This window comes from Luteitalea sp. (assembly GCF_022842525.1).
In the GTDB taxonomy this organism is placed as follows: Bacteria; Acidobacteriota; Vicinamibacteria; order Vicinamibacterales; family Vicinamibacteraceae; genus Luteitalea.
The window spans coordinates 1-20,615 of sequence record NZ_JALHPM010000007.1; the positions used below are offsets into that span (position 1 = coordinate 1).

The window sequence follows — 20,615 nt, forward strand, 5'->3', positions numbered from 1 at the left end:
GCTCGCTGGGGCCGGTCCCCATGATGTTCATCCCGAGCTGGTCGCGCGGCGGAGGCGGCAAGCGACGTCGCACGCGTGCAGAAGCGCAGGGCGCACCGCGGGCGTTCGCTCGCGGGAAGCCGGGCGCACCGCCCCTCGTCTCACCCTGTGCACGCGCAGGCGGTTCGGTCGTCGCGAGTCTGCGCGGCAAATCCTGAGATGTCCGGCTGCCGCCGCGTGCGCAGATCCTGCGTGGGCGCGGCGTGGGGTGTCGAGAAGGCTTCGTGCGTCGCGGGCGCGCCCGACGGCATGCCATGTGCGACGGGCATGCGGAGAAAGGACGCGCCGAACTCGTTTTGAAACGAGTTGACGTGGTTGCCGCATGACGTCGACGCCCCCACCCCCGCTACCGGTTCCGCCAATCCCACGCCGCCCACCACGGCGCCCACCATTCCCGTCGGCGCCGTCGCCACCGTTGCCCGCGCCAGCGCCATCGATGCCAGCTTCGATGGCGACTTCGACTTCGACTTCGGCATCGGCCTCGGTCCCATCGGCATCGGCGCCGGCGCCGGCGGCAGTCCCATCGGCATCGGCATCGACGTCGGTGTTGACGTCGCCGGCGTGCCCCGCAGCGTCGGCATCGATGTTCGCATCGCCACCGCCAGCGGCATGGCCGACGACGGTGGTGTCGCCGCCGGCTTCGTCGGCGGCGCTGGCATCGGCGTTGGTGTCCGCATCGGCATCGCCGGCCACGAGGCCCTCGATGGCAGTGCCCGCATCGGCCACGGCGGCGGCGTTGACAGACGACGACTTGCTTTGCGAGGCACAGCGTCTCGCGCGCAGGACACAGGAGGAGACGACCGCGCTCCTCCGCGTGCTGATGGAGGTCGACAGGCGGCGGCTCTACCTGCGCGAAGGCTGCGCATCACTGTTTGCCTGGTGCGTGCAGGTGCTCCATCTCGACGAGGGTGGCGCGTACAACCGCATCGAGGTGGCGCGCCTGGCCCGCCGGCTGCCTGCGGTGCTCGACACGCTCGAGCGCGGGGCCGTGACTCTCACCGCCGTGCGATTGCTGGCACCGCATCTGACCGAGGCGAACCACGTTGCCGCGCTGGCACGCGCGCAGGGGCGCACGACCCGCGAGATTCACCTCCTCGTGGCCGAACTCTCGCCGCGCCCGCCGGTGCCCACGTTCATCCGCCGACTCGCTTTGGCAAAGGCTCACGCACTGCCGATCAGTGGCGAGATGGCATCATCGGGCGGGCTGCCTGACGACGAGAGCGCCTTGTCTTCCGACGCAGGAGCCCCAGCCGGGCGACTGCCGTCGCTGGCCCAGGCGGTCCCCGCCCAGAATCTCTCCGCACTCACGCTCGGATTGCCACCGCCTCACCTCAGCCTGGACCAGGCGCAGCCAGAGGGTTCCGGCGCGCGCGGCCCGGGCACGGCGACCCTCGCGCCCCTGTCGGCCACACTCTACAAACTGCAGATGACCCTCACGGCGGAAACGCACGCGAAGATCAGACAGGCGCAGAATCTGTTGCGCCACACCATACCCACCTGCACCGTCGTCGATGTCCTCGACAGGGCCGTCACGGTCCTGGTGCGGCAGCTCGAGCGGCAGCGCTATGCGCTGACCACGAATCCTCGGCCCCCGCGCGCGGGCCGCACTGGCAAGGCCCGCCACATTCCGTCGTTCGTCAAGCGTGCCGTCTGGCAACGTGACGAGGGACAGTGCGCCTTCGTTGGCCCTCGCGGCCGATGCCGTGAGCGCGCCTGGCTCGAGTTCCATCACGTGATCCCGTACGCTGCCGGCGGTCCGGCGTCGGTGGAGAACATCTCCCTGCGCTGCAGAGCACACAACGCCTTCGAGGGTGAGCAACTGTATGGCGCCCGTCGTCGTCCCACCGCGGCGGCCGCACCGGAGGCACGCACCGTACCAACGGCGCCTGGGCCGGTGCTCCCTCGCGAGTCTGCCGAGGCGCGGCCAGACAATGGCACGGCAGACGGGAATGAAGGGACGGCCGTGGCGCATCCCATGCGGGCCCGCACCAGGAGGCGCACCGCGCGGGAGCGGCTGGCGCTTCGGTGATGGTCGAGGCCAAGGCTTCGGTCGCCGCCTGGCGCGTCGCGCGCCCAGCGCCTCGCCGGCGTCCTCGACCCGTGAGGTCCCGATGGCGGTCGAGACGCCCAGGAGGCTTCGTCACCGCAAGCGGTCGAGCCAGCACCATGGCCCAACCGAGCCGATCGGATGGGTCACAACCGAACCGACCGGTCGCCGATGCCGCTGGCGCTGTGCGCCTGCGGGGCCCCGGCTCCAGGAGAGGCATCGTCGCTTGATTCGTGGGCAATGTTCGGAGCGGGCGGCCTCGCGCTGCGGCAGGTCACGCCGTGCTCTGCCGAGTAGACTCAGCTCCGCACCGCCCACCGAAGTTTGGCAGAGGATGCACGTGGGTTCGCGTGCCGCTCCTGCGCAGCCGCACGGACCACCGCATCGCTGATGCGGCTGTAGACACCGCCGCGCAGCCCGTCCTTGAAGGCCTGCTTGACTCGTCGATCCTCGCCGGAGTGAAACGTCAAGACCGCAATGCGACCGCCTTGGGCCACACAGTCTGGCAGTTGGCGCAGCAAAGCATCGAGCGCCCCGAACTCGTCGTTGACGGCGACCCGCAGGGCCTGGAAGACGCGCCGCACCGCCCCGTCCGGATCCTCGATCTCGCGACCCTTTGTCGGCACCGACGACAGTCCCTCTCGAATCGCGTCCGCGAGGTCAACGGTCGTGAGGATGGGTGTGGTGCGCTGCCGCGCAACCAGCGCCTGCGCGATCTCGTGGGCCAAGGGCTCATCAGCGTTGGTCGCGAAAAGTGTCGCGAGTGCTGCCGCGTCATGCGTGGCGAGCAGCGCACTGGCAGGCTGCCCGCGACGGGGGTTCATCCGCAAGTCGAGCGGCCCGGGACGCTTGAACGAGAAGCCGCGCGAGGGGTTGTCGATCTGCATCGACGACACGCCGAGGTCGGCCAGCACCACGTCTGCGGGTGGCAGCGCCTCGGCCGCCAGAGCCCCCGCGAGGCCTGCGAAGTTGCTGCGGCGCACGATCAGGCTGTCAGGAGGAAGCCCCATGGCGCGCAGCCGCGCTTCGGCGCGTGGCAGTTCGATGGGGTCGACATCGAGCGCGAGCAGGCGTCCCCCGGGCTGCACGGCCTTCAACAGCGACGCCGCATGCCCCCCATAGCCAAGCGTGAGGTCGACGGCCAGTTGTCCCGGCGCCGGATCGAGCACCTCGAGGATCTCGGCCACCATGATGGGCCGATGCATGCCGGCCGGCGTCCGTCCGGACGCGAGGACCTTGGCGACGTCGGCGGCATAGCGGTCCGGGTCGTGCTCCTTGTACCGCTCCTCGAACTGCCGCGGATTCGTGCCGCTGTACCGGCGACGCCTCACATGCACGGGCCTCTCCTCGTCTGTCACCCCTGCATTATTCAGGTGAAGGGGTGCGCCCGACAGCGGACGCCGTATGCTGAGGTGACACGGGCGGCCCGTGGACGGGTTCGCAGGCCGATCCGCCCCATCCTGAGGTGAGGTTCATGAGACGTGCATTCCTCCTGGCGGTGCCGACTGCGGCACTGCTCGCCGGTTGCTCCGGCTCCGCCCCTGCGCCATCGGCGCCAGCTCCAGCTGCCGCCCCCAAGGTCGCGCTGGGCACGTTCGGGGTCGAGACCAGCAACATCGACTCTGCCGTGAAGCCGGGCGACGACTTCTTCCGGTACGCCAACGGCAAGTGGCTCGCGACGTTCACGATGCCGGCCGACAAGGCCCGCTTCGGTGCGTTCGACGCCCTGGGCGACAAGTCCGAAGCCGACGTCAAGACCGTGCTCGAGACACTTGCCGCGGAAAAGCCTGGCCCCGGCACGACGGCCGCCAAGGTCGGCGACATGTACACCAGCTGGATGGACGAAGCGGCCATCGAGGCCCGCGGCCTCGCGCCACTCCAGCCGTACCTGGACCAGATCGCGGCGGTGACCGACACGGCAGGGGTGCTGGCCCTCATGGCCACCACCGAGTTTGCCGCGCCGTTCGGCGTCGGGATCGAGGCCGACCCGCAGGACCCGACCCGGTACGCCATCTGGGCGGGCCAGGACGGCCTCGGCATGCCGGACCGCGACTACTACCTCGGGACCGGCGCGTCCTTCGAGAAGTACCGCGCGGCCTACAAGACCTATGTCACGCGGATCTTCGAGTTGCTCGGCGACCCCGCCCCTGCCGCCTCGGCAGACACGGTGATGGCGCTCGAGACGAAGATCGCGCGGGGACACTGGGCGCAGGCCGAGCTCCGCAACGTCGAGAAGGCCATCAAGCCCATGCCCTTTGCGGCGTTCAAGAGCTTCGTGCCCAGCGTGTCGTGGGAGACCTTCCTGCCGTCGCTCGGGCTGCCTGCGACAGTCGACACGATCGTCGCGTATGGCGATACGGCCGTGCGCGACGGCGCGGCGCTGGTCGGCAAGGAACCGGTCGCGTCGTGGAAGAAGTACCTCGCCTTCCACATCGCGTCGGCCAACGCCGCTCATCTGCCGAAGGCCTTCGACGATGCGAGCTTCGAGTTCTTCGGCAAGACGCTGCGAGGCGTGCAGGCCAAGCGTGACCGGTGGAAGCGCGGCATCTCGCTGCTGGACGAACACATCGGCGAAGGGGTTGGCGAAGTCTACGTCGCCAAGTTCTTCCCGCCGGATCACAAGGCCAAGATGGATGCGCTCGTGGCCAACCTGCGCACGGCGCTCGACGGTCGGCTCAAGCAGCTGCCCTGGATGGATGAGGCCACGCGCGCCGAGGCGCTGAAGAAGCTCGCGACCTTCGAACCGCGCGTCGGCTATCCGTCGAAGTGGCGCGACTACTCGGCCATGACGGTCGAGAAGGGCAAGCACTTCGAGAACATCATCAGCGCCCGCACCTTCGAATGGAAGCGCCAGGTCGCGCGTCTCGGCAAGCCGGTCGACCGCGAGGAGTGGGGCATGAACCCGCAGACCGTGAACGCCTACTACAACCCGCTGATGAATCAGATCACGTTCCCGGCGGCCATCCTGCAGTCGCCCTTCTTCGACGTCAGCGCCGATCCGGCCGTCAACTACGGCGCCATCGGTGGCGTCATCGGCCACGAGATCGGTCACGGGTTCGACGATCAGGGGCGCGCCTTCGACGAGGCCGGTCGCACCCGCAACTGGTGGACGCCGGTCACCGACGCGAAGTTCAAGGCCGCCACGCAGCAGCTCGGCACGCAGTACAGCAAGTACTGTCCGGTGCCCAATGGCTGCATCAACGGGCAGCTCACGATGGGAGAGAACATCGGCGATCTCGGCGGCCTGACGATGGCGTATACCGCGTACAAGCTGTCGTTGAACGGCAAGGACGCCCCCGTCATCGATGGCTTCACCGGGGACCAGCGCTTCTTCCTCGCGTGGGCGCAGGTGTGGCGGGCCATGGCGCGCGAAGACGACACGCGTCAGCGTCTCGTGACCGATCCGCACTCGATGCCGGAGTTCCGGACCAACGGGGTGGTTCGCAACATGGATGAGTGGTACGCCGCCTTCGACGTCAAGCCGGAGGACAAGCTCTACCTGCCGCCAGACCAGCGCGTCAGGATCTGGTAGGGCTCGACATCTGGCAGGACTCGACCAGGCGCGGCCTCGGGACTGTCCCGAGGCCGCTTCGCCTGCGTCCCGCCCCCGGGAGTCGCTGCGTCCCGATCCGATCCCCACCGCTCGAGTCTGCTCCAGACCGACGGGCAGACGCCACGCGAGTTCGACGTGGCCGTCAGGCGTCCTCCACCTGCCCGCACGCGTCATTCGCGTCAACACGCCTGCCGCCGCTTTGCCCGGCGAAGGCTGACGCCCCTGGGGACGGCGTGAGCTCAGGTGACGGCGGCCATCCTCCCCACGGCAAGCGCGAGCCGCGCGAACGTGACCCGACGCCTGGCCCGACGAAGGCTGCCCCCCTTCGCGTTCGTTCCCGTCGCCATGGCCGCCCTTCACCATCGGCGGCCTCACACTCGTCGTCACGGATGTCGTCTGGGTGCGGTCGGGGCGGCAGCGGTCCGGCGCAGGATGTCGTCGGCCGTGTCGACCAGCGACTCGTGCACGGTGCGGGTGCGCCAGCCGAGCACTCGACGAGCCTTCGCCGAGGACACGTGACACTCCTGGCCGAGTTGTCCGGTGATCAACCGCACTGTGGGATCGAACACGCCGATCAGCCGGATCATCCAGTCGGGGACGACACGCGTCGGGACGCGGTGCCCCGCGTCGGCGAGTCGGCGCGCGAGGTCGGCGTACCAGTACGCTCCCTCAACGGCAAGAAAGCGTTCGCCGGCGGCCGCCGGACTCGTCATCGCCAGCAGGTGGAGGTCGGCGACGTCGCGGACGTCGACGACGGGGAACATCAAACGCGGCAGTCCCGGCCGGTGACGCAGCAGGACCTTGCGGACGATCTCGTTGGACGCATTCGCGGCGCCGCCGAGAGAAGGCCCGAGGACGTATGAGGGATTGACCGTGGTCAACTGCAGGCGCCGACCAGGCGGCAAGGCCGCCACCAGCGCCCATGCCTCGCGCTCGGCCAGTGTCTTGCCGCGGCTGTAGGCAGGCATGGCGCCGTCGAGGTCGCTCCAGTCCGCCTCCGTGAACACGCGGTGTGGCCCGCGTTCGACGCCGGACACGACGGCCGCCATCGACGAGGTGACGACGACACGCTCGACACCCGCGTCGGCTGCTGCACGAAGCACGCGCGTCGTCCCGTCACGCGCAGGCACGATGACGTCGTCATCATGGGCGGGCCGGCGAGCGGGCACCGGCGAGGCCGTGTGGAGCACGAACCTGCTGCCGGCCATCGCCTGCGACCACCCGTGATCCTCGGTCAGCGTGGCGACGCAGCACTCGAGTCGCGTGGTGACACCTGGCACCCCGGTGAGCGCGCGGCGCACATCGTCAGCCCGCGCGAGACTGCGGACGGTGCCTCGGACCCGATACCCGGCCTCGAGCAGCCGCTTCACGCAGTGCAGGGCGATGAAGCCAGAGGCACCGGTGACGGTGACGAGCGCCGATGCCGGGTCCGTCATGTGCGGGCATTGTAGCCGCGAGGCTTTGCCCTGCCGAGCGTCGGCGTCCAGCGTCGTCCGGCGGCCGAGCCCCTGCCGCGCAAAGGGTCACCTCTCCTCCGCCACCTCTCCGCCGTCCTCCCTCCTCCGTCCTCCCTCGTGTATACATGCACCCATGGAACATCGGCTGCTTGGACGCACGGGCGTGCGTGTCTCTCCTCTCTGCCTGGGTGCCATGAACCTCGGCGGCCCCACCCCAGACGACGAGGGCATCCGCATCGTGCATGCGGCGCTCGACGCGGGCATCAACATCGTGGATACCGCGAACGTCTACCACGACGGCGCCAGCGAGACCCTGCTCGGCAAAGCGTTGGCCGACCGCCGCGACCGCATCGTGCTGGCCACGAAGGTGCACGGCCGCATGGGGCCGGGGCCCAACGATGCCGGCAACTCGCGGCTGCACATCCTGCGCGCCTGTGAGGCCTCGCTCCGACGCCTCGGCACCGACTACATCGACCTGTACCAGGTCCATCGCCCGAGCCCGGAGATCCCCGTGGAGGAGACCCTCGAGGCGCTGACCGACCTGGTGCGGGCGGGCAAGGTGCGCTACATCGGCTGCTCGACGCATCCGGCCTGGATGGTCATGGAGGCGCTGGCCACCAGCGAGCGCAGGGGCCTGGCGCGGTACGTGAGTGAACAACCGCCCTACAACCTGCTCGATCGTCGCATCGAGAACGAACTGATTCCCCTGGCACAGCGCTACGGGCTGGCCCTGCTGCCCTGGGCGCCCCTCGCGCAAGGCGTGCTGGCCGGCCGCTATCCCGCGGGCACCGCGCTGCCGGACGACTCGCGCGCGGCACGCCAGCCCGGCAGCATCTACGCCGAGCGCGTCACCGCGCGGGGCATCGAGGCGGGTGCCCGCTTCAGCGCGCTCGCCGAGGCCATGGGCCGCACGCCCGGACAACTCGCGCTGCTCTGGTGCAAGGACCAGCCCGGTGTCACCGCCCCGATCGTCGGCCCTCGCACGCTGGCGCAGCTCGAGAGCCTGCTGCCCGTGCTCGAGATGTCGCTCGCGGCGGAGGAACGCGCGGCCTGCGACACGATCAACGGCCCGGGCGGGGTGCTGGTGAACTTCCACAACACCGCCCCCTGGATGAAGACACCGGTGGCGTAGCCACGGCGGGCCGCGAGCAGGGCCGCGAGCAGGGCCGCAGGGAACGGACCGGACCAGGGGCGCGCCCACCAGCAACGCCGCACATCGAAGGGACCGACATGAAGAGACGCGCATTTCTCGCAGCCGCCGGGGCGGCCAGCACGGCAGGCCTCGCGCGCGCGGCAGGCATGGAGGACCGGCCGGGTGCGGCAGGCGTTGCAGGCGTCGCGGGCGCGGCGGGCCTCGCCGGGGTGACGGCCCCGACGGCGACGCGCGCGCAGACCCCAGCGGGACCTGTCGCACGTGGCACCGCGACGCGCCGCACCATCCTGGCCATCGGCGCCCACTACGACGACTGCCCGTTCGGTATCCCCGGCATCCTGCTGCAGGCCATCGCGCGCGGCCATCGCGTGGTGATCCTCTCCATGATTGGTGACTACACCAACTGGAAGCCCGTGCGCGGACGCGGGCCGGCGCTGGTCGAAGGCACCGAGCGGGTCAACGCCGACGTCGGCGTCGAGTCGCGCTTCCTGCCCTGGGCCTCGGGCCGGCTGCAGGCCACCGAGGCGCACCGACGCGCCGTGGCCGAGGTCGTCGCCGATGTCCGCCCTGACGATGCCTTCATGCTGTGGAGCCGCGACCAGCATCCAGACCACGAAGTCGCCTCGGACCTCGCCAAGAGCGCGCTGCATCTCGGCGATCGCGTGCTGGCCGATCCCTTCGCGCCCTTCGTCACGCCGCGACGCACGTACCTCTACGACAACGGCCCGCGTCACACGATCGGCTTCGTGCCCGACACGTTCGTGGACGTGACGCCAGAGTGGCCGCGTGCGATCGCATGGCTCGGCCGGCTGATGGCCGTCACCCGAGACACCGCCTATACCGACGGTGCCCTCGACGGCGCGCAGCGTCTCAAGGAGAGCCTCGCGCGCTATCGCGGCGCGACCTGCGGCGTCACCTATGCCGAAGCGCTCAGCGCCGCCAACGCCTATCCACAGTCGCTCTACTGACGTGCTGACGCTCCCCGCAGACGACCCGCGATCGATCGCGCTGATTGCCGCCATCCACACCGGCGACACCAGCGCGCTCCAGCACTGGCTCGACGACGCCCCTGCCCTCGCGACGATGCGCATCGTCGACGCTGGCGGCGTGGCGCGCACGCTGCTGCACGTGGTGGCCGACTGGCCGGGCCACCGCCCCGCCAGCGCCCGCGTCGTCGCGATGCTGGCGGCGGCTGGCGCCGACGTCGATGCCGCTCTCACCCAATCCGCGCCAGGCGGCGCGCCGGAAACACCGCTGCACTGGGCTGCGAGTTGCGACGACGTCGAGGTGCTCGACGCCCTGCTGGACGCCGGGGCCGACAGCGAGGCGCCGGGGGCCGTCTTCACCGGTGGCTCCGCGATGTCGAATGCCGTCGTCTTCGCGCAGTGGCGCGCCGCGCGTCGGCTGCTCGAGCGGGGCGCGACGACGACCATCTGGCAGGCCGCGGCGCTCGGCCTGCTGGACCGTGTGCGCGTGAGCGCCAGCGCCGTGCCTGCCCCACCCCCTCAGACGATCACGAACGCGTGCTGGCACGCCTGTCGCGGCGGGCAGCACGAGACCGCCGAGTACCTGCATGCGCTTGGCGCCGACATCAACTGGATCGGGTACGACCACCGGACGCCCTGCGACGTGGCGCGCGAGTCCGGCAACACGGCGCTGCTCGCGTGGCTGCGGTCGTCGGGCGGTCGGTTCGCCGCGGAGTCGACGTAGTCACCGCGACGGCGTCGGCGCGGCGATGCGACGGCGTCGCCGCCAGGCTGTGCGATACAGTGGCGCAGCCATGGCCCGCCCGATCGTTGTCGGAGTTCTCGCCGCCGCCCTGCTGATCGGAGGCGCCGCGCATGCGCGCGCGCAGCGGACCAGCGCCGACTACACCGAGCCCTACCAGCGTCGGGCCTTCGCCATCTACAAGACGATCGTGGAGATGCGCACGGCCGAGGGCCAGGGCCGGGTGCCGGCGATGGCGGCGTATCTCGCCGACCAGTTCCGGCAGGGCGGCTTCCCCGCCGCGGACGTGCACGTGCTGCCGCTGTCGCTGCCGTCCGGCGAGCAGACCGCGAGCCTGGTGGTGCGCTACCGCGGCAACGGCGCCTCCGGGCGCAAGCCGATCCTCCTGCTCGCCCACATGGACGTCGTCGATGCGCGGCGCGAGGACTGGGCCCGCGACCCCTTCACGCTGGTCGAGGAGCGTGGCTACTTCTTCGGCCGTGGCACCGCCGACGACAAGTTCGGCGTCGCCTCGCTCACCGGCACCTTCCTGCGCCTCAAGGCCGAGGGCTTCGTCCCGACGCGTGACCTCGTGATCGCCTTCTCCGGCGACGAGGAGACGGGCATGCTGTCGGCTCGCGCCCTCGTCACCACGCACCGTGCGCTCACCGACGCCGAGTTCGCGCTCAACGACGATGGCGGCGGTGGCAAGCTCGACGAGTCCGGCGCCCCCGTCGCCTTCTTCATCCAGGCCGCCGAGAAGACGTACGCAACCTTCGAGCTGACCGTGACCAACCCGGGCGGGCACAGCTCGACCCCGCGTCCGGACAACGCCATCTACGATCTCGCGCGAGTGGTCCAGCGCCTCGAGGCGCATCGCTTTCCGGTGGCGGTCAACGACACGACCCGCGGGTATCTCGAGGCGATGGCGCGGCTCACGCCGGGCCCCACCGGTGACGCGATGCGGCGCCTCGCGGCAGACCCCGGCGATCGCGCCGCGGCCGACGTCCTGTGGGCCCTCCCCGAAGAAGTCGGCATCACCCGCACCACCTGCGTGCCGACGATGCTGCGTGGCGGCCATGCGGAGAACGCGCTGGCCCAGTCGGTGACCGTCACCGTCAACTGCCGCATCTTTCCCGGTGAGGCCGTCGACGACGTCAAGGCGACCCTCGAGCGCGTCGCCGACACGAAGGGGCTGCGGATCGTGCAGCGTGGCGAAGCGTTTCCCAGCCCGGCCTCTCCGCTGCGCGACGACATCATGGCGGCGCTCACGGCCACCGTGCACGCCCGCTACCCGGGCATTCCCGTCATCCCGACCATGGCGGCGTACGCCACCGACGGGCGCGAGGTGCGGTCGGCCGGCATTCCCACCTACGGCGTGATGGGGCTGTTCATGAAGGACAGCGATCAGTTCGCGCACGGCCTCGACGAGCGCGTGCCGGTCGAGCAGTTCTTCGGCGCGCTCGAGCACTGGAAGGGCCTGCTGTCGCGCCTGGCCGGACCCGGCGAGCGCTGAGTCGGGCCGGCGTGCTCAGGGTGCCGGTGTGCGGTTTCCCGGCCACTGACGTTCACGTCAGTGCAGGGGGACGAGATGGCAAAGGCCGCAGGCAGGACCAGGGCACGGGGCACGTCGAAGGCCACGCACACGAGACGAGCCGCGCCCACGAGGCGTATCTCGACGCGCGCGCTGCCGCGGACGGCGCGCCCCCGACACGCGCGGGCGGAGACGTTCCCCGTCGTGTTCACGCTGCAGGATGTGGCTGGTCGGGTCGTGTCCGATCCCTCGACGTTCTTCACCTTCCGCCAGCTCACGGGCAACCGACAGGTCGGCGATCAACTCGAGGTCGCGCTCTCCGGCGCGCCGGTCCGCTTCGAGGTCCCGGTGTCGCCAGACGTGCTGGTGTGCGAGATCGATCCGCGTCGCTATCGATTCGTCTTCTCGCCGGTGTTCTTCGGCACGCCGGGTTCGTCGGTGACCCGATCGCTGACGGTGTGGCGCGAACCGGACGAGTGGACACCGGCGTTCACCGCGTGGGACGCCCTGCCGCGGTCGTTCGCACCGCTCAAGCGGGTGCTGCGGGCGTCACGCGACGTGACCCTCTTCGACCGGAAGCACCCCGACCAGGTCATCGCTCCGCTCCTCGTCACGCACACGTGGGACGGCCTGGCCGGACGCGAGCACATCCTGGCCAAGACCGCGTTGCTCAACACCTACTATCGGCTCGACAGCATGCGTGAGCCGATCGGTGGCGAGCGGTCGTGGTTCTCCTTCGTCACCCGCCTCGTGGCGATCGGACGGGAGCGACTGCTGGCCTTCGTCGATCCGGAGATGCACACCCGCGTGTGCCACATCCTCGACCACCTCGAGCAGTTTCGCGGCGACTACGAAGCCACGCCGGCCGAGAACCATCGCCCCAACGTGCCCGCGGCCCTGCAGTCACGCATCGTGAAGATGGTCAGCCTGAAGTCGACCCACGCGCGGGGGAACGTCCAGCTGACGCTGACCCGTCTGCGCGATCCGGAGGAGTTCCTGCTCGACGCCGACATCGACGAGAGCGGCGAACTGCTGCGGCACCTGCTCGACCTGTTCAAGCACAAGGTCTCGGGCGGCACGCACCCGCACGACATCCACGAGATCCTGGTCCACCAGGACGGCCGCACGGCCGGCTTCGATCTGGGGTACCGTCTCGTCTGATGCCACCCGCCCGGCTCTCCCGTCGTCACTTCGGATCAGCGGTGCTCGGCGCCGGGATCTCCGGCCTGCTGACAGCCACCAGGGCCTCGGCGCGCCAGACACCGCGCCCCGTCGTCAACGGGACGCGCCTGAACGCGCAACTGATGGACCTGCGCCGATTCGGCGGGACGTCGGCTGGTGGCACGCATCGCACCGGATACAGCGAGGAGGATCGGCAGGCCCGTGTGCAGGTCGCGGCCTGGATGCGCGAGGCCGGACTGACGCCGACGACGGACCTTGCCGGCAACCTGATCGGCCGCCGGGCCGGTCGCCTGGACCTGCCGCCGCTCGTCTTCGGGTCGCACATCGACTCGGTGCCCGATGGGGGCAGCTACGACGGCAACGTCGGGACGATCGCCGCCATCGAGGTGGCGCGCGTGCTCGAGGAGCGCGCGACCCGCCTGCGACATCCCATCGAAGTCGCCGTGTGGGCCAACGAAGAAGGCGGGCTCTTCGGCAGCCGCGCCGTCAGTGGGCAGTTCGACCCGGCCGAACTGCGCCAGATGACGACGAGCGGCAAGACGGTGAGCGATGGCATCGCCTTCGTCGGCGGCGACCCCGCGCGGCTCGCGGAGGTGAAGCGAGCCCCCGGCAGCATCGCGGCGTACCTCGAGTTGCACATCGAGCAGGGCGGCATCCTCGAGGCCACGAGCACGGCCATCGGTGTAGTCGAAGGCATCGTCGGCATCCGCCAGTGGGATGTGACGGTGACGGGCGTCTCGAATCACGCCGGGACGACGCCCATGGATGCGCGCCAGGACGCCATGCTGGCCGCCGCACGCTTCATCGACATGGTGAACCGCGTCGTGCGTGCGAGGCCGGGGCGGCAGGTCGGGACGGTCGGGCGCCTCCAGGCCAGGCCCGGCGCGGTCAACGTCATCCCGGGCGTGGTCACGTGCGCCCTCGAATTGCGCGATCTCGACGACACGGTGACCCTGCGCCTGTTCGAGGACATCCGCGCCGAGGCGGCCCGGATTGCCGAGGCGACCGGAACGACGTTCGCCTACGCGCCCCTGCACGAGAACACGCCTGCGCCGAGCGACCCCCGCATGCGCGCCCTGATCGGGGCATCGGCCGAGGCCCTCGGGCTGTCGACGCGCGTCATGCCGAGCGGCGCCGGCCACGACGCGCAGGCGATGGCGCAGCTCGGCCCCATGGGGATGATCTTCATCCCCAGCATTGGCGGCATCAGTCACTCGCCGAAGGAGTTCTCGCGCCCGGACGACATCACCCGCGGCGCGAACGTGCTGCTTGGCGCCGTGCTCGCCGCCGACGCGCTCTAGTCGCGCGGGGGGTGGGCACGCGGGCGGCGCCGCGTCCCCGCGGGTTTGCCGGTGTCAGCGGCCGAAGATGCGCTGCAGCAGCGTGCGTTGGTCACGAGGACACTGGCAGCGGTCGGCTTCGGGGACGTCACCGAGGACCTGCTCGACGTGCTTGCCACAGCCCACCCAGCCCGGTTTGCCGCACTTGTCACACTTCACACGTTGGCACATGCCGGGAGAGATGCAGGGCCGACGCCGAAGGTGACAGTCACGCGGTACGATGGTTCATGCGTGCTCGTCAGTGACCCGCGCCTACCAGGCCGCCCTCGTCGTCTCGGCGGCCACGTTCCTCTTCTATGGGCTGGCCTGCCTGGCCGCCGACGGCATGAAGCGTGATTTCGCGCGCTTCGGCCTGAGCCATCTTCGGATCCTCGTCGGCTCGCTCGAGGTGCTGGGCGCGCTCGGGCTGGTCGTCGGCGTGTGGTGGTGGACACCACTGGCTGGCCTCAGTGCCCTCGGCCTCGCGGTCATGATGGCGGTCGGCGTGGCGACGCGCGTGCGTGTGCTGGACTCGCTGGCGCAGACGCTGCCCGCACTGGTCCTGATGGCACTCAACGCCTTCGTGGCGTGGTACCTCCTGGTGCGGCCGGTGCCCTAGCGCAGCAGGACGATGCCGGTGCACATCGCCAGCATCAGGACGGCCGGCACCGACTTCATCAGCGGGTCGCCCACCTTCACGTGCATGGCAATCGCGCCCACCATCAGCGCGAGCACCACCATGGCCGCCGCACGCACCGGTAACGTCATCCACAACCCGGCGATGAGCACGAGGGCGGCCGTAATCTTGAGGGCCCCGACGATGTAGAACGCTGCCGAGGGCAGTCCGTAGGCCGCGAACTCCTGCTGCAGCGTGGTGGCCGCGCCACCGCGATACGCCGTGGCGGACTGCCGCCTCACGAGCCACACGTTGAGGAGGCCGAAGCCGACGACGAGCTGAAGCAGATTGGCGATCGACATGGTCATGGCACTCTCCGGCCCCCACCAGCGGCAGGCGGCGCGTGCACGCGAACGGAGGCGTTCGGGCTGTGCAGCGTAAGACGCGTCCGACGTGAGTGGCGGTTCGAGCCGTGCCGGGCGCGGGGCACACGACCGGCGCGGGTCAGAAGCGCGAGCTGCGGATCCAGGTGTCGGCGCGGGCCCACGCCTTCTCGAGCGCGGCGGCGACCTCGGCATCGGCGCGGCCCTGGCCCTCGATCGCCTGCTGCAGGCCGAGCAGCGACCAGCCATTGCGCGGATGCTGCTCGAGGTCGCGCCGATACACCCGCTCGGCATCGGCGAACCGCTTGGCGTCGATCAGCGCGGCCCCCAGCCAGTGGCGCGCCGGAAACGGCAGCGGCTCCGGCTCGTCGTAGTCGAGGGCATCGTCGAGGGCCACGGCGGATTCGAACTTCGCGATGGCGGCATCGAGCTGCTGCTCGTCGCGCAGAATCTCGCCCTCGAGCAGGTCGGCGACCAGGCCGAGCAGGCGGCTCGCCGGATGGTCGCGGAACTCCGCCTTGGGCGTCTCGGCGCCCTTGCGCACCCGGCCGAGGTAGAGCCTCGCCATGTCGGCCTGCCCCGTCCGGAGGAAGGCGTAGCCCTGCGCGAAGTCCCACAGGCCGGCCGGCACCGGGCGTTCGGGGCGCGCCTTCACCTCGAGCACCTCGTCGAAGCGGCCGAAGCGAATCAGGGTGAGCACCTGGTACATCGTGTCGCCCCGCGCGCGCTTGACGTAGTCGCGACCGGCGGTGGTCGCAATCGCCCCCTGCCCGTCCATCGACGCGGCGTAGAGCAGCATGTGCAGGTTGTGCGAGGGATAGATGGCGAAGCCCTCGCCGATGTCGGCCTTGAGGTCGGAGTGCACGGCCTCGAGGTTGGCGCGCACCGAGTCGCCCCAGCGCCCCACCTCGTTCCACGTGTGCGACGGCATGTGGTTGATGTGGCTCGCCCCGGGGATCGACGTGCCGAGATACTCGGCGCAGAACTCCGCCTTGTCGGGGCGCACCGTGGATTCGGTGGCGTGGACGTAGAGGTGACAGGCGCCGGGATGCTTCGCGTCGCGCGCCAGGATGCCCTCGAGCACGCCGTGCAGGCGCTGCACGCTCGGGGCGGTGGCATCGCGATAGCCGCGCCGCGGCTCGAGCAGGAACAGCGCATCGGCGTACAGGGTGCGCGCGTCGAGGTCGTCGGGATACTTCTCGGAGAGCCGGCGCATGGAGTCGGCATACGCCTCGTCCTGCACGCGGCGCTGCTCCGGGTCGAAGTCCTTCACGTAGCGCACCGCGAGGGCGTCGATGTAGTCCCGCTCGACGGGGCTGGCCTTCGACTTCAGGTCGAGGGCCGTGCGCGAGGCGGCATACGCGAACGGCGCGTCCTCGGCGTCCATCTTCTCGTTGAGGTACGAGCCCCACGCCCAGGCTTCGCCCCAGTGGCAGATCGCGCAGTCGGGGTCGGCGGTCCAGGCCGCACGGAACGACCGGATCGCATCGGCCTTGGCGAAGGCGAACATCATCTGCATGCCCTGCGTGAAGAACGCCTGCGCCTCTGGCACCTTCGTCGAGATCGCGCGGGTGTAGGGCCCGAGCGCCTTGGGCATCAGCGCGATGGGCTTCTTCACGATGTCGGGCAACTCACCCGGTGCAGCGGCGGGGCGTGCCGGCGCGGCAGCCGTGTGCGCGGCATGCGACGTCTGTTCCTGGGCGTGCAGCGCGCCAGGCGCCAGCACGAGACACACACTGCATGCACGGACGAGCTGCCCCACCGGGCGCAGCACCTCGACCAGCGAAGGCACCATGCGCTCTAGCTTAGCGCTGCAGGAAGCGGACGAAGAAGGCGACGATCTGCGCGTTGGACTCCGGCGTCGGGTCGTGGGTCGGCCGCGACGACATGCCGACCCGGTTCCGGAACCCGAGCATGTCGTTCACGGCCACGGTGTGGTTGAGCGCCACCCACCGCTCCAGCGGATCCTCGGCGCCGCCGCTGACGAAGAACGGCCGCGGCGCGATCAGGGCGTGCAGTTCGTGCAGGTCCATGCCGCGCTCGCGCATCACCTTGTACGGCCCCGTGCGCGGGTTCTCGGCCGTCGGCAGGCCGGGACCCGGCCGTCGGACCTGCGCATCGAAGCCGAGATACCAGGGCTCCCAGTAGTTGACGTTCGGGCGCGTCTCGTCGAAGACGATGCCCGGATCGCTGGTGGCCACCGCCGCGAATCGATCCCAGAGGGCGCCGGCGAACATCGACCACTTCCCGCCGTAACTGTGCCCGACGACGCCGATGCGCAGCGGATCGACGTACGGCAAGCCAGCCAGCGCCGTCCAGGCATTGGCAGCGACGTACGCGTAGTACGACAGGGGCTGCGACGTGACGATGCCGCGGTCCGGTGTGCGGGCATCGCCGACGGGCGTGCCAATCGACAGCGTGACGAAGCCGGCCCGGGTCAACTGGCGCGCGAAATCGCGCTGCGGGCGGTCCGAGAGCCCGACGCTCGTCTCGGGCTCGTAGAACGGCACGAGCACGGCGGGCGAACGCGCCCGCCTGGTGTCTGGCACGAGCAACCAGCCCTCGATGCGCTGTCCGGGGGCGACCTCGAGGCGCACGCGGCGCTGCGTGAAGGTCTCGCGACGGGTCTCGGACACGACTTCGATCGGGACCGTGTCCAGCAGCGGCGGCCATGGCCCCATCAGCCCGTGCCACTCGGCGAGGATCTCGGCGCGGCGGCGCGGCCAGTCGGTCGCCGTCTGCACGCGCGTGCCGTCCCTGAAGACCAGCGGCGATCGGTAGGTGCCGAACTGCCCGACGAAGGCCTCCGGCGTCCGGAACAGTGACGACGTCTCGCTCCACGAGGGCTGAGCCAGCACCGCCGACGCCCCGGCGGACATCGCCACCAGCAGCAGGCCGACGGCCAGACGGACAGAGGAGCGAGGTGGCATGCGGCGGGACATCGGTGGCGTGGGCATGGCGGTGCGTCCTAGTCCTGACGGGTCGGCGGGGTCCAGGGGCCCTTGGCACGCTGCTGCGCCACCTCCTCGGCACTGACGCCCTGGCCGAGATTGCCGAAACTCTGGCGGAGGTAGGTGAGCAGCTTGGCGACCTGCTCGTCGGTCAGGAACCCATGCGCCGGCATGACGCCGTTCCAGGTGCGACCTTCGACATCGATTTCGCCCTGCAGCCCGTGCAGGACCACCGAGATGAGCCGTGGCTTGTTGCCCGAGACCCAGCGCGTCGAGTGCAACGACGGGAAGCGGGCGCCATCACCCTTGCCGTCGGCCTGGTGGCAGGCGACACAGTAGGTCTGGTAGAGCGTGCCCCCCTCGGCCAGTGCCGGCCCCCCGATGACGTCCATCACGGCATCGGGGTGGCGCAGGTGCGCCTGTGTGGTGCGGCGGGCCGCCATCGGCGCCAGCTGCCGCTCACCGAAGTCGCCGCGGTTGCCCCGATAGCGGATCTTCCAGATGCGACCCTTGACGCTGTCGCTGACGTAGAGCGATCCGTCCGGCCCCTGGGCGAGCCCCATCGGCCTCGCCGCGGCATCGCTGGTGTTCGGAATCGGGTCGATGCCGGCAAATCCGTCAGCGAACACTTCCCAGTCGCCGGACGGCCGGCCATCGCGCATCGGCACGAAGGCGACGACGTAGCCGGCCTGCGAGTAGGGCATGCGGATCGTCGAGCCGTGGAAGGCGATGAAGGCGCCATGGCGATACCGCTCCGGGAACTGATCGCCGTCGTAGAAGAGCAGGTCGTTGGGGGCGAAGTGGCCCGGGAAGCCGATCAGCGGCGGGGTCAGGGTCGCGCCGCGGCCTTCCTTCGTGCCGTCGCCGCCGTACTCGGGATTGAGCAGCTTCTTGCCCTGCATCCAGTCGAAGTAGTAGTACGGCCAGCCGCCATCGAAGCCCTCGGTGACGCGGAAGAACTCCTCGGAGGGCAGCACCGCGCTGTGCCAGCGCGTGTAGTACTGCGGCCAGGACCGGTACAGGTCGTCGCGGCCATGCTGGAGCGCGTAGAGCTCGCCCGCATGCCGGTTCCAGGTCATCGCCACCAGGCTGCGGATCCCGGTGGCGTAGCGGCGCCCATCCTTCTCGGTCTGGCCCACCTTGCGCGCGTCGAACTGCCAGACGCCGCCGTGCCACTGCAACTGGCCGCAGGGGTCGGCGCCCGGCGCGCCGGGCTGGCGGTTGTTGTCCTGGCAGACGTCGCCCGGAGCACCGAACGGCACGTAGAGGTGCCCACGGTCGTCGAAGGTGATCGGCTTGGCGATGTGCTCGTAGGACGTGCCGTCCTGCTTGTAGTGGTGTTTCAGCACGAGCTCGACCGGGCTGGTCGGCACGAGCTGACCGGGTGTCAGCTTCTGCCGGTACACCTCACCGGCCGTGCTGAAGTAGATGTGGCCCTCGTACAGGCGCAGTGCCGTGCCGTAGTCGCCGACGTCCTCGTAGTCGCCGAAGGCCTGCATCTCGTCGGCGCGCCCGTCGCTGCCGTTGTCGCGCAGGGCGACGAGCCCCTTGAAGGTCGCCGCGGACTCACGCGCTTGCGGGCCGCGCAGCTTGACGTACACGATCCCGTCGTCGGTCACGGCAAGGTGACGGGCACGACCGACGCCGTCGTGGAAGACGGTGGACTCGAAGCCGGCCGGCACGACGAGCGTGCTCCGGGACGCGGCAGGTGCCGGCGCCGGCGACTGGACGGCCGAACTGCACCCGACCAGCAGAGACGCGAGAGCAGCGGGAACGGAGGGGCGGAAGAGAGACACTGGGCTGACTTGTACACAAACTGTGCTGAACTGTCGAGAAGTCGGGCACCGGGCACCGAGCCACGGGCACCGGGTCGTTCAGTCGGGAGTCGGGAGTCGGGAGTCGAATGACCATGGAGACAGGGAACAGGCCAGTCATGGCCCTGGGATCGGTGGTGCTGGCCGTCGCGATGCTGGGCAGCGCGGGGCTCGGCGTGGCGGCGCAACCCATTCCGGCCTCCGCGCTGCAGGTCGATGCCTTCACCAACCGGGTCTGGGTCGTCGAGTCCGGCGCCGGGCTGCAGCCGGGCGCGTTCTACGTATTCCTCGCCAACGGCGTGCTGGTCGTGTCGCAGGAGGGTGGCAAGCCGGCCGTCGGCTCGTGGGCCGAGGCCGCGGATGGCCTCGTGATGACCGAAGCCGGCCTCTCGTCCAAGGTGGACGTGCTCGAGCTCAAGGCCGCCCGCTTCCGCATCCGGGTCAACAAACCGCGCGGCGCCACCGAGATCACGTTCGCGCCGGCCATCGCTCCACCCGCGCCGCCTCCGCCACCACCGGCCCCGGCGACGCAGACTCAGGCGGCCGCAGCCCCAGCAGCTCCGGTCGCCCCGGTGGCGCGAGGCCCGCTGCAGAGCGGCTACCGCTGTGGCGCCGACGTCTATGGCGTGGCGTTCGAGTCCGGCAAGGCGTACATCACCATGCCCGATGGCCAGCTCGTCGTGATGGACGAGATCACCGTGAAGGATGCCCCCGCCAGCCGGCGGTCGTTCAGCAACGGGACGCTGACGTTCGTGGAGGACACGAGTGAACCGTACACGCGCGTGCTGTTCGCGCGCACCGGCCTGCGGCCGCGCCCCTGCACGTCCATGCGCTGACACCCCTGCGGCCGCGGAGCTGCC

At 70.3% G+C, this 20,615-nt stretch carries 18 protein-coding genes; 10 read left to right on the forward strand and 8 right to left on the reverse strand.

The genetic code is table 11. The annotated features are described in order from the left end of the window. Positions 1-27: 27 nt before the first annotated feature. Positions 28-765: a hypothetical protein gene (locus tag Q0C41_RS02705; protein ID WP_291980910.1), complete on the reverse strand. Its 738-nt coding sequence runs from the start codon at positions 763-765 to the stop codon at positions 28-30. On the opposite strand from Q0C41_RS02705, the gene Q0C41_RS02710 reads away from it, so the two are divergent. Further along, positions 743-2,068 (forward strand): HNH endonuclease, encoded by a 1,326-nt coding sequence (locus Q0C41_RS02710; RefSeq protein ID WP_291980911.1) that lies wholly within the window; start codon positions 743-745, stop codon positions 2,066-2,068. The genes Q0C41_RS02705 and Q0C41_RS02710 overlap by 23 nt on opposite strands. A 317-nt stretch (positions 2,069-2,385) precedes the next feature. On the opposite strand, the gene rsmH is transcribed toward Q0C41_RS02710, so the two are convergent. Next, positions 2,386-3,444 carry a 16S rRNA (cytosine(1402)-N(4))-methyltransferase RsmH gene (rsmH, locus tag Q0C41_RS02715; RefSeq protein WP_367079092.1) on the reverse strand — a complete coding sequence of 353 codons (1,059 nt, stop codon included), beginning with the start codon at positions 3,442-3,444 and terminating at the stop codon, positions 2,386-2,388. 116 nt (positions 3,445-3,560) lie between these two features. On the opposite strand from rsmH, the gene Q0C41_RS02720 reads away from it, so the two are divergent. Beyond that, positions 3,561-5,618: a M13 family metallopeptidase gene (locus Q0C41_RS02720; protein ID WP_291980912.1), complete on the forward strand. Its 2,058-nt coding sequence runs from the start codon at positions 3,561-3,563 to the stop codon at positions 5,616-5,618. Between the two features lie 404 nt (positions 5,619-6,022). Here the strand turns inward: Q0C41_RS02720 and Q0C41_RS02725 are convergent, their stop codons facing one another. Next, positions 6,023-7,075, reverse strand: coding sequence for an aldehyde reductase (locus tag Q0C41_RS02725; RefSeq protein WP_291980913.1), 1,053 nt, complete (start codon positions 7,073-7,075; stop codon positions 6,023-6,025). Positions 7,076-7,229: 154 nt separating this feature from the next. On the opposite strand from Q0C41_RS02725, the gene Q0C41_RS02730 reads away from it, so the two are divergent. From Q0C41_RS02730 to Q0C41_RS02755, 6 genes are all read left to right on the forward strand, one after another. Beyond that, positions 7,230-8,228, forward strand: coding sequence for an aldo/keto reductase (locus tag Q0C41_RS02730; protein ID WP_291980914.1), 999 nt, complete (start codon positions 7,230-7,232; stop codon positions 8,226-8,228). Positions 8,229-8,326: 98 nt separating this feature from the next. Next, positions 8,327-9,217: a PIG-L family deacetylase gene (locus Q0C41_RS02735; RefSeq protein ID WP_291980915.1), complete on the forward strand. Its 891-nt coding sequence runs from the start codon at positions 8,327-8,329 to the stop codon at positions 9,215-9,217. Between the two features lies 1 nt (position 9,218). After that, positions 9,219-9,959 (forward strand): hypothetical protein, encoded by a 741-nt coding sequence (locus tag Q0C41_RS02740; protein WP_291980916.1) that lies wholly within the window; start codon positions 9,219-9,221, stop codon positions 9,957-9,959. Positions 9,960-10,029: 70 nt separating this feature from the next. Continuing rightward, complete coding sequence (locus Q0C41_RS02745; RefSeq protein WP_291980917.1) at positions 10,030-11,472, forward strand: M20/M25/M40 family metallo-hydrolase; 1,443 nt, start codon at positions 10,030-10,032, stop codon at positions 11,470-11,472. Between the two features lie 75 nt (positions 11,473-11,547). Beyond that, the gene (locus Q0C41_RS02750) at positions 11,548-12,651 is read left to right on the forward strand and encodes a hypothetical protein (protein WP_291980918.1); all 1,104 of its coding nucleotides are present in this window, start codon (positions 11,548-11,550) and stop codon (positions 12,649-12,651) included. Next, on the forward strand, positions 12,651-13,973 hold the full coding sequence (locus Q0C41_RS02755; protein WP_291980919.1) for a M20 family metallo-hydrolase: 1,323 nt from the start codon (positions 12,651-12,653) through the stop codon (positions 13,971-13,973). The genes Q0C41_RS02750 and Q0C41_RS02755 overlap by 1 nt, the downstream gene beginning before the upstream one ends. Before the next feature lie 54 nt (positions 13,974-14,027). Here the strand turns inward: Q0C41_RS02755 and Q0C41_RS02760 are convergent, their stop codons facing one another. Next, the gene (locus Q0C41_RS02760; protein WP_291980920.1) at positions 14,028-14,183 is read right to left on the reverse strand and encodes a hypothetical protein; all 156 of its coding nucleotides are present in this window, start codon (positions 14,181-14,183) and stop codon (positions 14,028-14,030) included. A 49-nt stretch (positions 14,184-14,232) separates the two neighbouring features. On the opposite strand from Q0C41_RS02760, the gene Q0C41_RS02765 reads away from it, so the two are divergent. Further along, positions 14,233-14,610 carry a DoxX family protein gene (locus tag Q0C41_RS02765; RefSeq protein ID WP_291980921.1) on the forward strand — a complete coding sequence of 126 codons (378 nt, stop codon included), beginning with the start codon at positions 14,233-14,235 and terminating at the stop codon, positions 14,608-14,610. Here the strand turns inward: Q0C41_RS02765 and Q0C41_RS02770 are convergent. The 4 genes from Q0C41_RS02770 to Q0C41_RS02785 all read right to left on the reverse strand — a co-directional run bounded on the left by Q0C41_RS02770 (position 14,607) and on the right by Q0C41_RS02785 (position 19,737). After that, complete coding sequence (locus tag Q0C41_RS02770; RefSeq protein WP_291980922.1) at positions 14,607-14,975, reverse strand: DoxX family protein; 369 nt, start codon at positions 14,973-14,975, stop codon at positions 14,607-14,609. The genes Q0C41_RS02765 and Q0C41_RS02770 overlap by 4 nt on opposite strands. 136 nt (positions 14,976-15,111) lie before the next feature. After that, positions 15,112-16,785, reverse strand: coding sequence for a hypothetical protein (locus Q0C41_RS02775; RefSeq protein WP_291980923.1), 1,674 nt, complete (start codon positions 16,783-16,785; stop codon positions 15,112-15,114). 10 nt (positions 16,786-16,795) lie between these two features. Further along, positions 16,796-17,947 carry a hypothetical protein gene (locus Q0C41_RS02780; RefSeq protein WP_291980924.1) on the reverse strand — a complete coding sequence of 384 codons (1,152 nt, stop codon included), beginning with the start codon at positions 17,945-17,947 and terminating at the stop codon, positions 16,796-16,798. 11 nt (positions 17,948-17,958) lie between these two features. Then, positions 17,959-19,737: a c-type cytochrome gene (locus Q0C41_RS02785; RefSeq protein ID WP_291980925.1), complete on the reverse strand. Its 1,779-nt coding sequence runs from the start codon at positions 19,735-19,737 to the stop codon at positions 17,959-17,961. A gap of 137 nt (positions 19,738-19,874) precedes the next feature. Between Q0C41_RS02785 and Q0C41_RS02790 the strand changes: the two genes are divergently transcribed. Continuing rightward, positions 19,875-20,591: a hypothetical protein gene (locus Q0C41_RS02790; RefSeq protein WP_291980926.1), complete on the forward strand. Its 717-nt coding sequence runs from the start codon at positions 19,875-19,877 to the stop codon at positions 20,589-20,591. The last annotated feature ends 24 nt before the right edge of the window (positions 20,592-20,615 follow it).

What these genes read in the sequence shown, in the direction of transcription:
- Q0C41_RS02710 (WP_291980911.1), top strand. Translation starts at nt 743, where the DNA reads ATGGCAGTGCCCGCATCGGCCACGGCGGCGGCGTTGACAGACGACGAC.
- Q0C41_RS02720 (WP_291980912.1), top strand. Translation starts at nt 3,561, where the DNA reads ATGAGACGTGCATTCCTCCTGGCGGTGCCGACTGCGGCACTGCTCGCC.
- Q0C41_RS02725 (WP_291980913.1), bottom strand. Translation starts at nt 7,075, where the DNA reads ATGACGGACCCGGCATCGGCGCTCGTCACCGTCACCGGTGCCTCTGGC.
- Q0C41_RS02730 (WP_291980914.1), top strand. Translation starts at nt 7,230, where the DNA reads ATGGAACATCGGCTGCTTGGACGCACGGGCGTGCGTGTCTCTCCTCTC.
- Q0C41_RS02735 (WP_291980915.1), top strand. Translation starts at nt 8,327, where the DNA reads ATGAAGAGACGCGCATTTCTCGCAGCCGCCGGGGCGGCCAGCACGGCA.
- Q0C41_RS02745 (WP_291980917.1), top strand. Translation starts at nt 10,030, where the DNA reads ATGGCCCGCCCGATCGTTGTCGGAGTTCTCGCCGCCGCCCTGCTGATC.
- Q0C41_RS02750 (WP_291980918.1), top strand. Translation starts at nt 11,548, where the DNA reads ATGGCAAAGGCCGCAGGCAGGACCAGGGCACGGGGCACGTCGAAGGCC.
- Q0C41_RS02755 (WP_291980919.1), top strand. Translation starts at nt 12,651, where the DNA reads ATGCCACCCGCCCGGCTCTCCCGTCGTCACTTCGGATCAGCGGTGCTC.
- Q0C41_RS02760 (WP_291980920.1), bottom strand. Translation starts at nt 14,183, where the DNA reads ATGTGCCAACGTGTGAAGTGTGACAAGTGCGGCAAACCGGGCTGGGTG.
- Q0C41_RS02765 (WP_291980921.1), top strand. Translation starts at nt 14,233, where the DNA reads ATGGTTCATGCGTGCTCGTCAGTGACCCGCGCCTACCAGGCCGCCCTC.
- Q0C41_RS02770 (WP_291980922.1), bottom strand. Translation starts at nt 14,975, where the DNA reads ATGACCATGTCGATCGCCAATCTGCTTCAGCTCGTCGTCGGCTTCGGC.
- Q0C41_RS02775 (WP_291980923.1), bottom strand. Translation starts at nt 16,785, where the DNA reads ATGGTGCCTTCGCTGGTCGAGGTGCTGCGCCCGGTGGGGCAGCTCGTC.
- Q0C41_RS02780 (WP_291980924.1), bottom strand. Translation starts at nt 17,947, where the DNA reads ATGCCCACGCCACCGATGTCCCGCCGCATGCCACCTCGCTCCTCTGTC.
- Q0C41_RS02790 (WP_291980926.1), top strand. Translation starts at nt 19,875, where the DNA reads ATGGCCCTGGGATCGGTGGTGCTGGCCGTCGCGATGCTGGGCAGCGCG.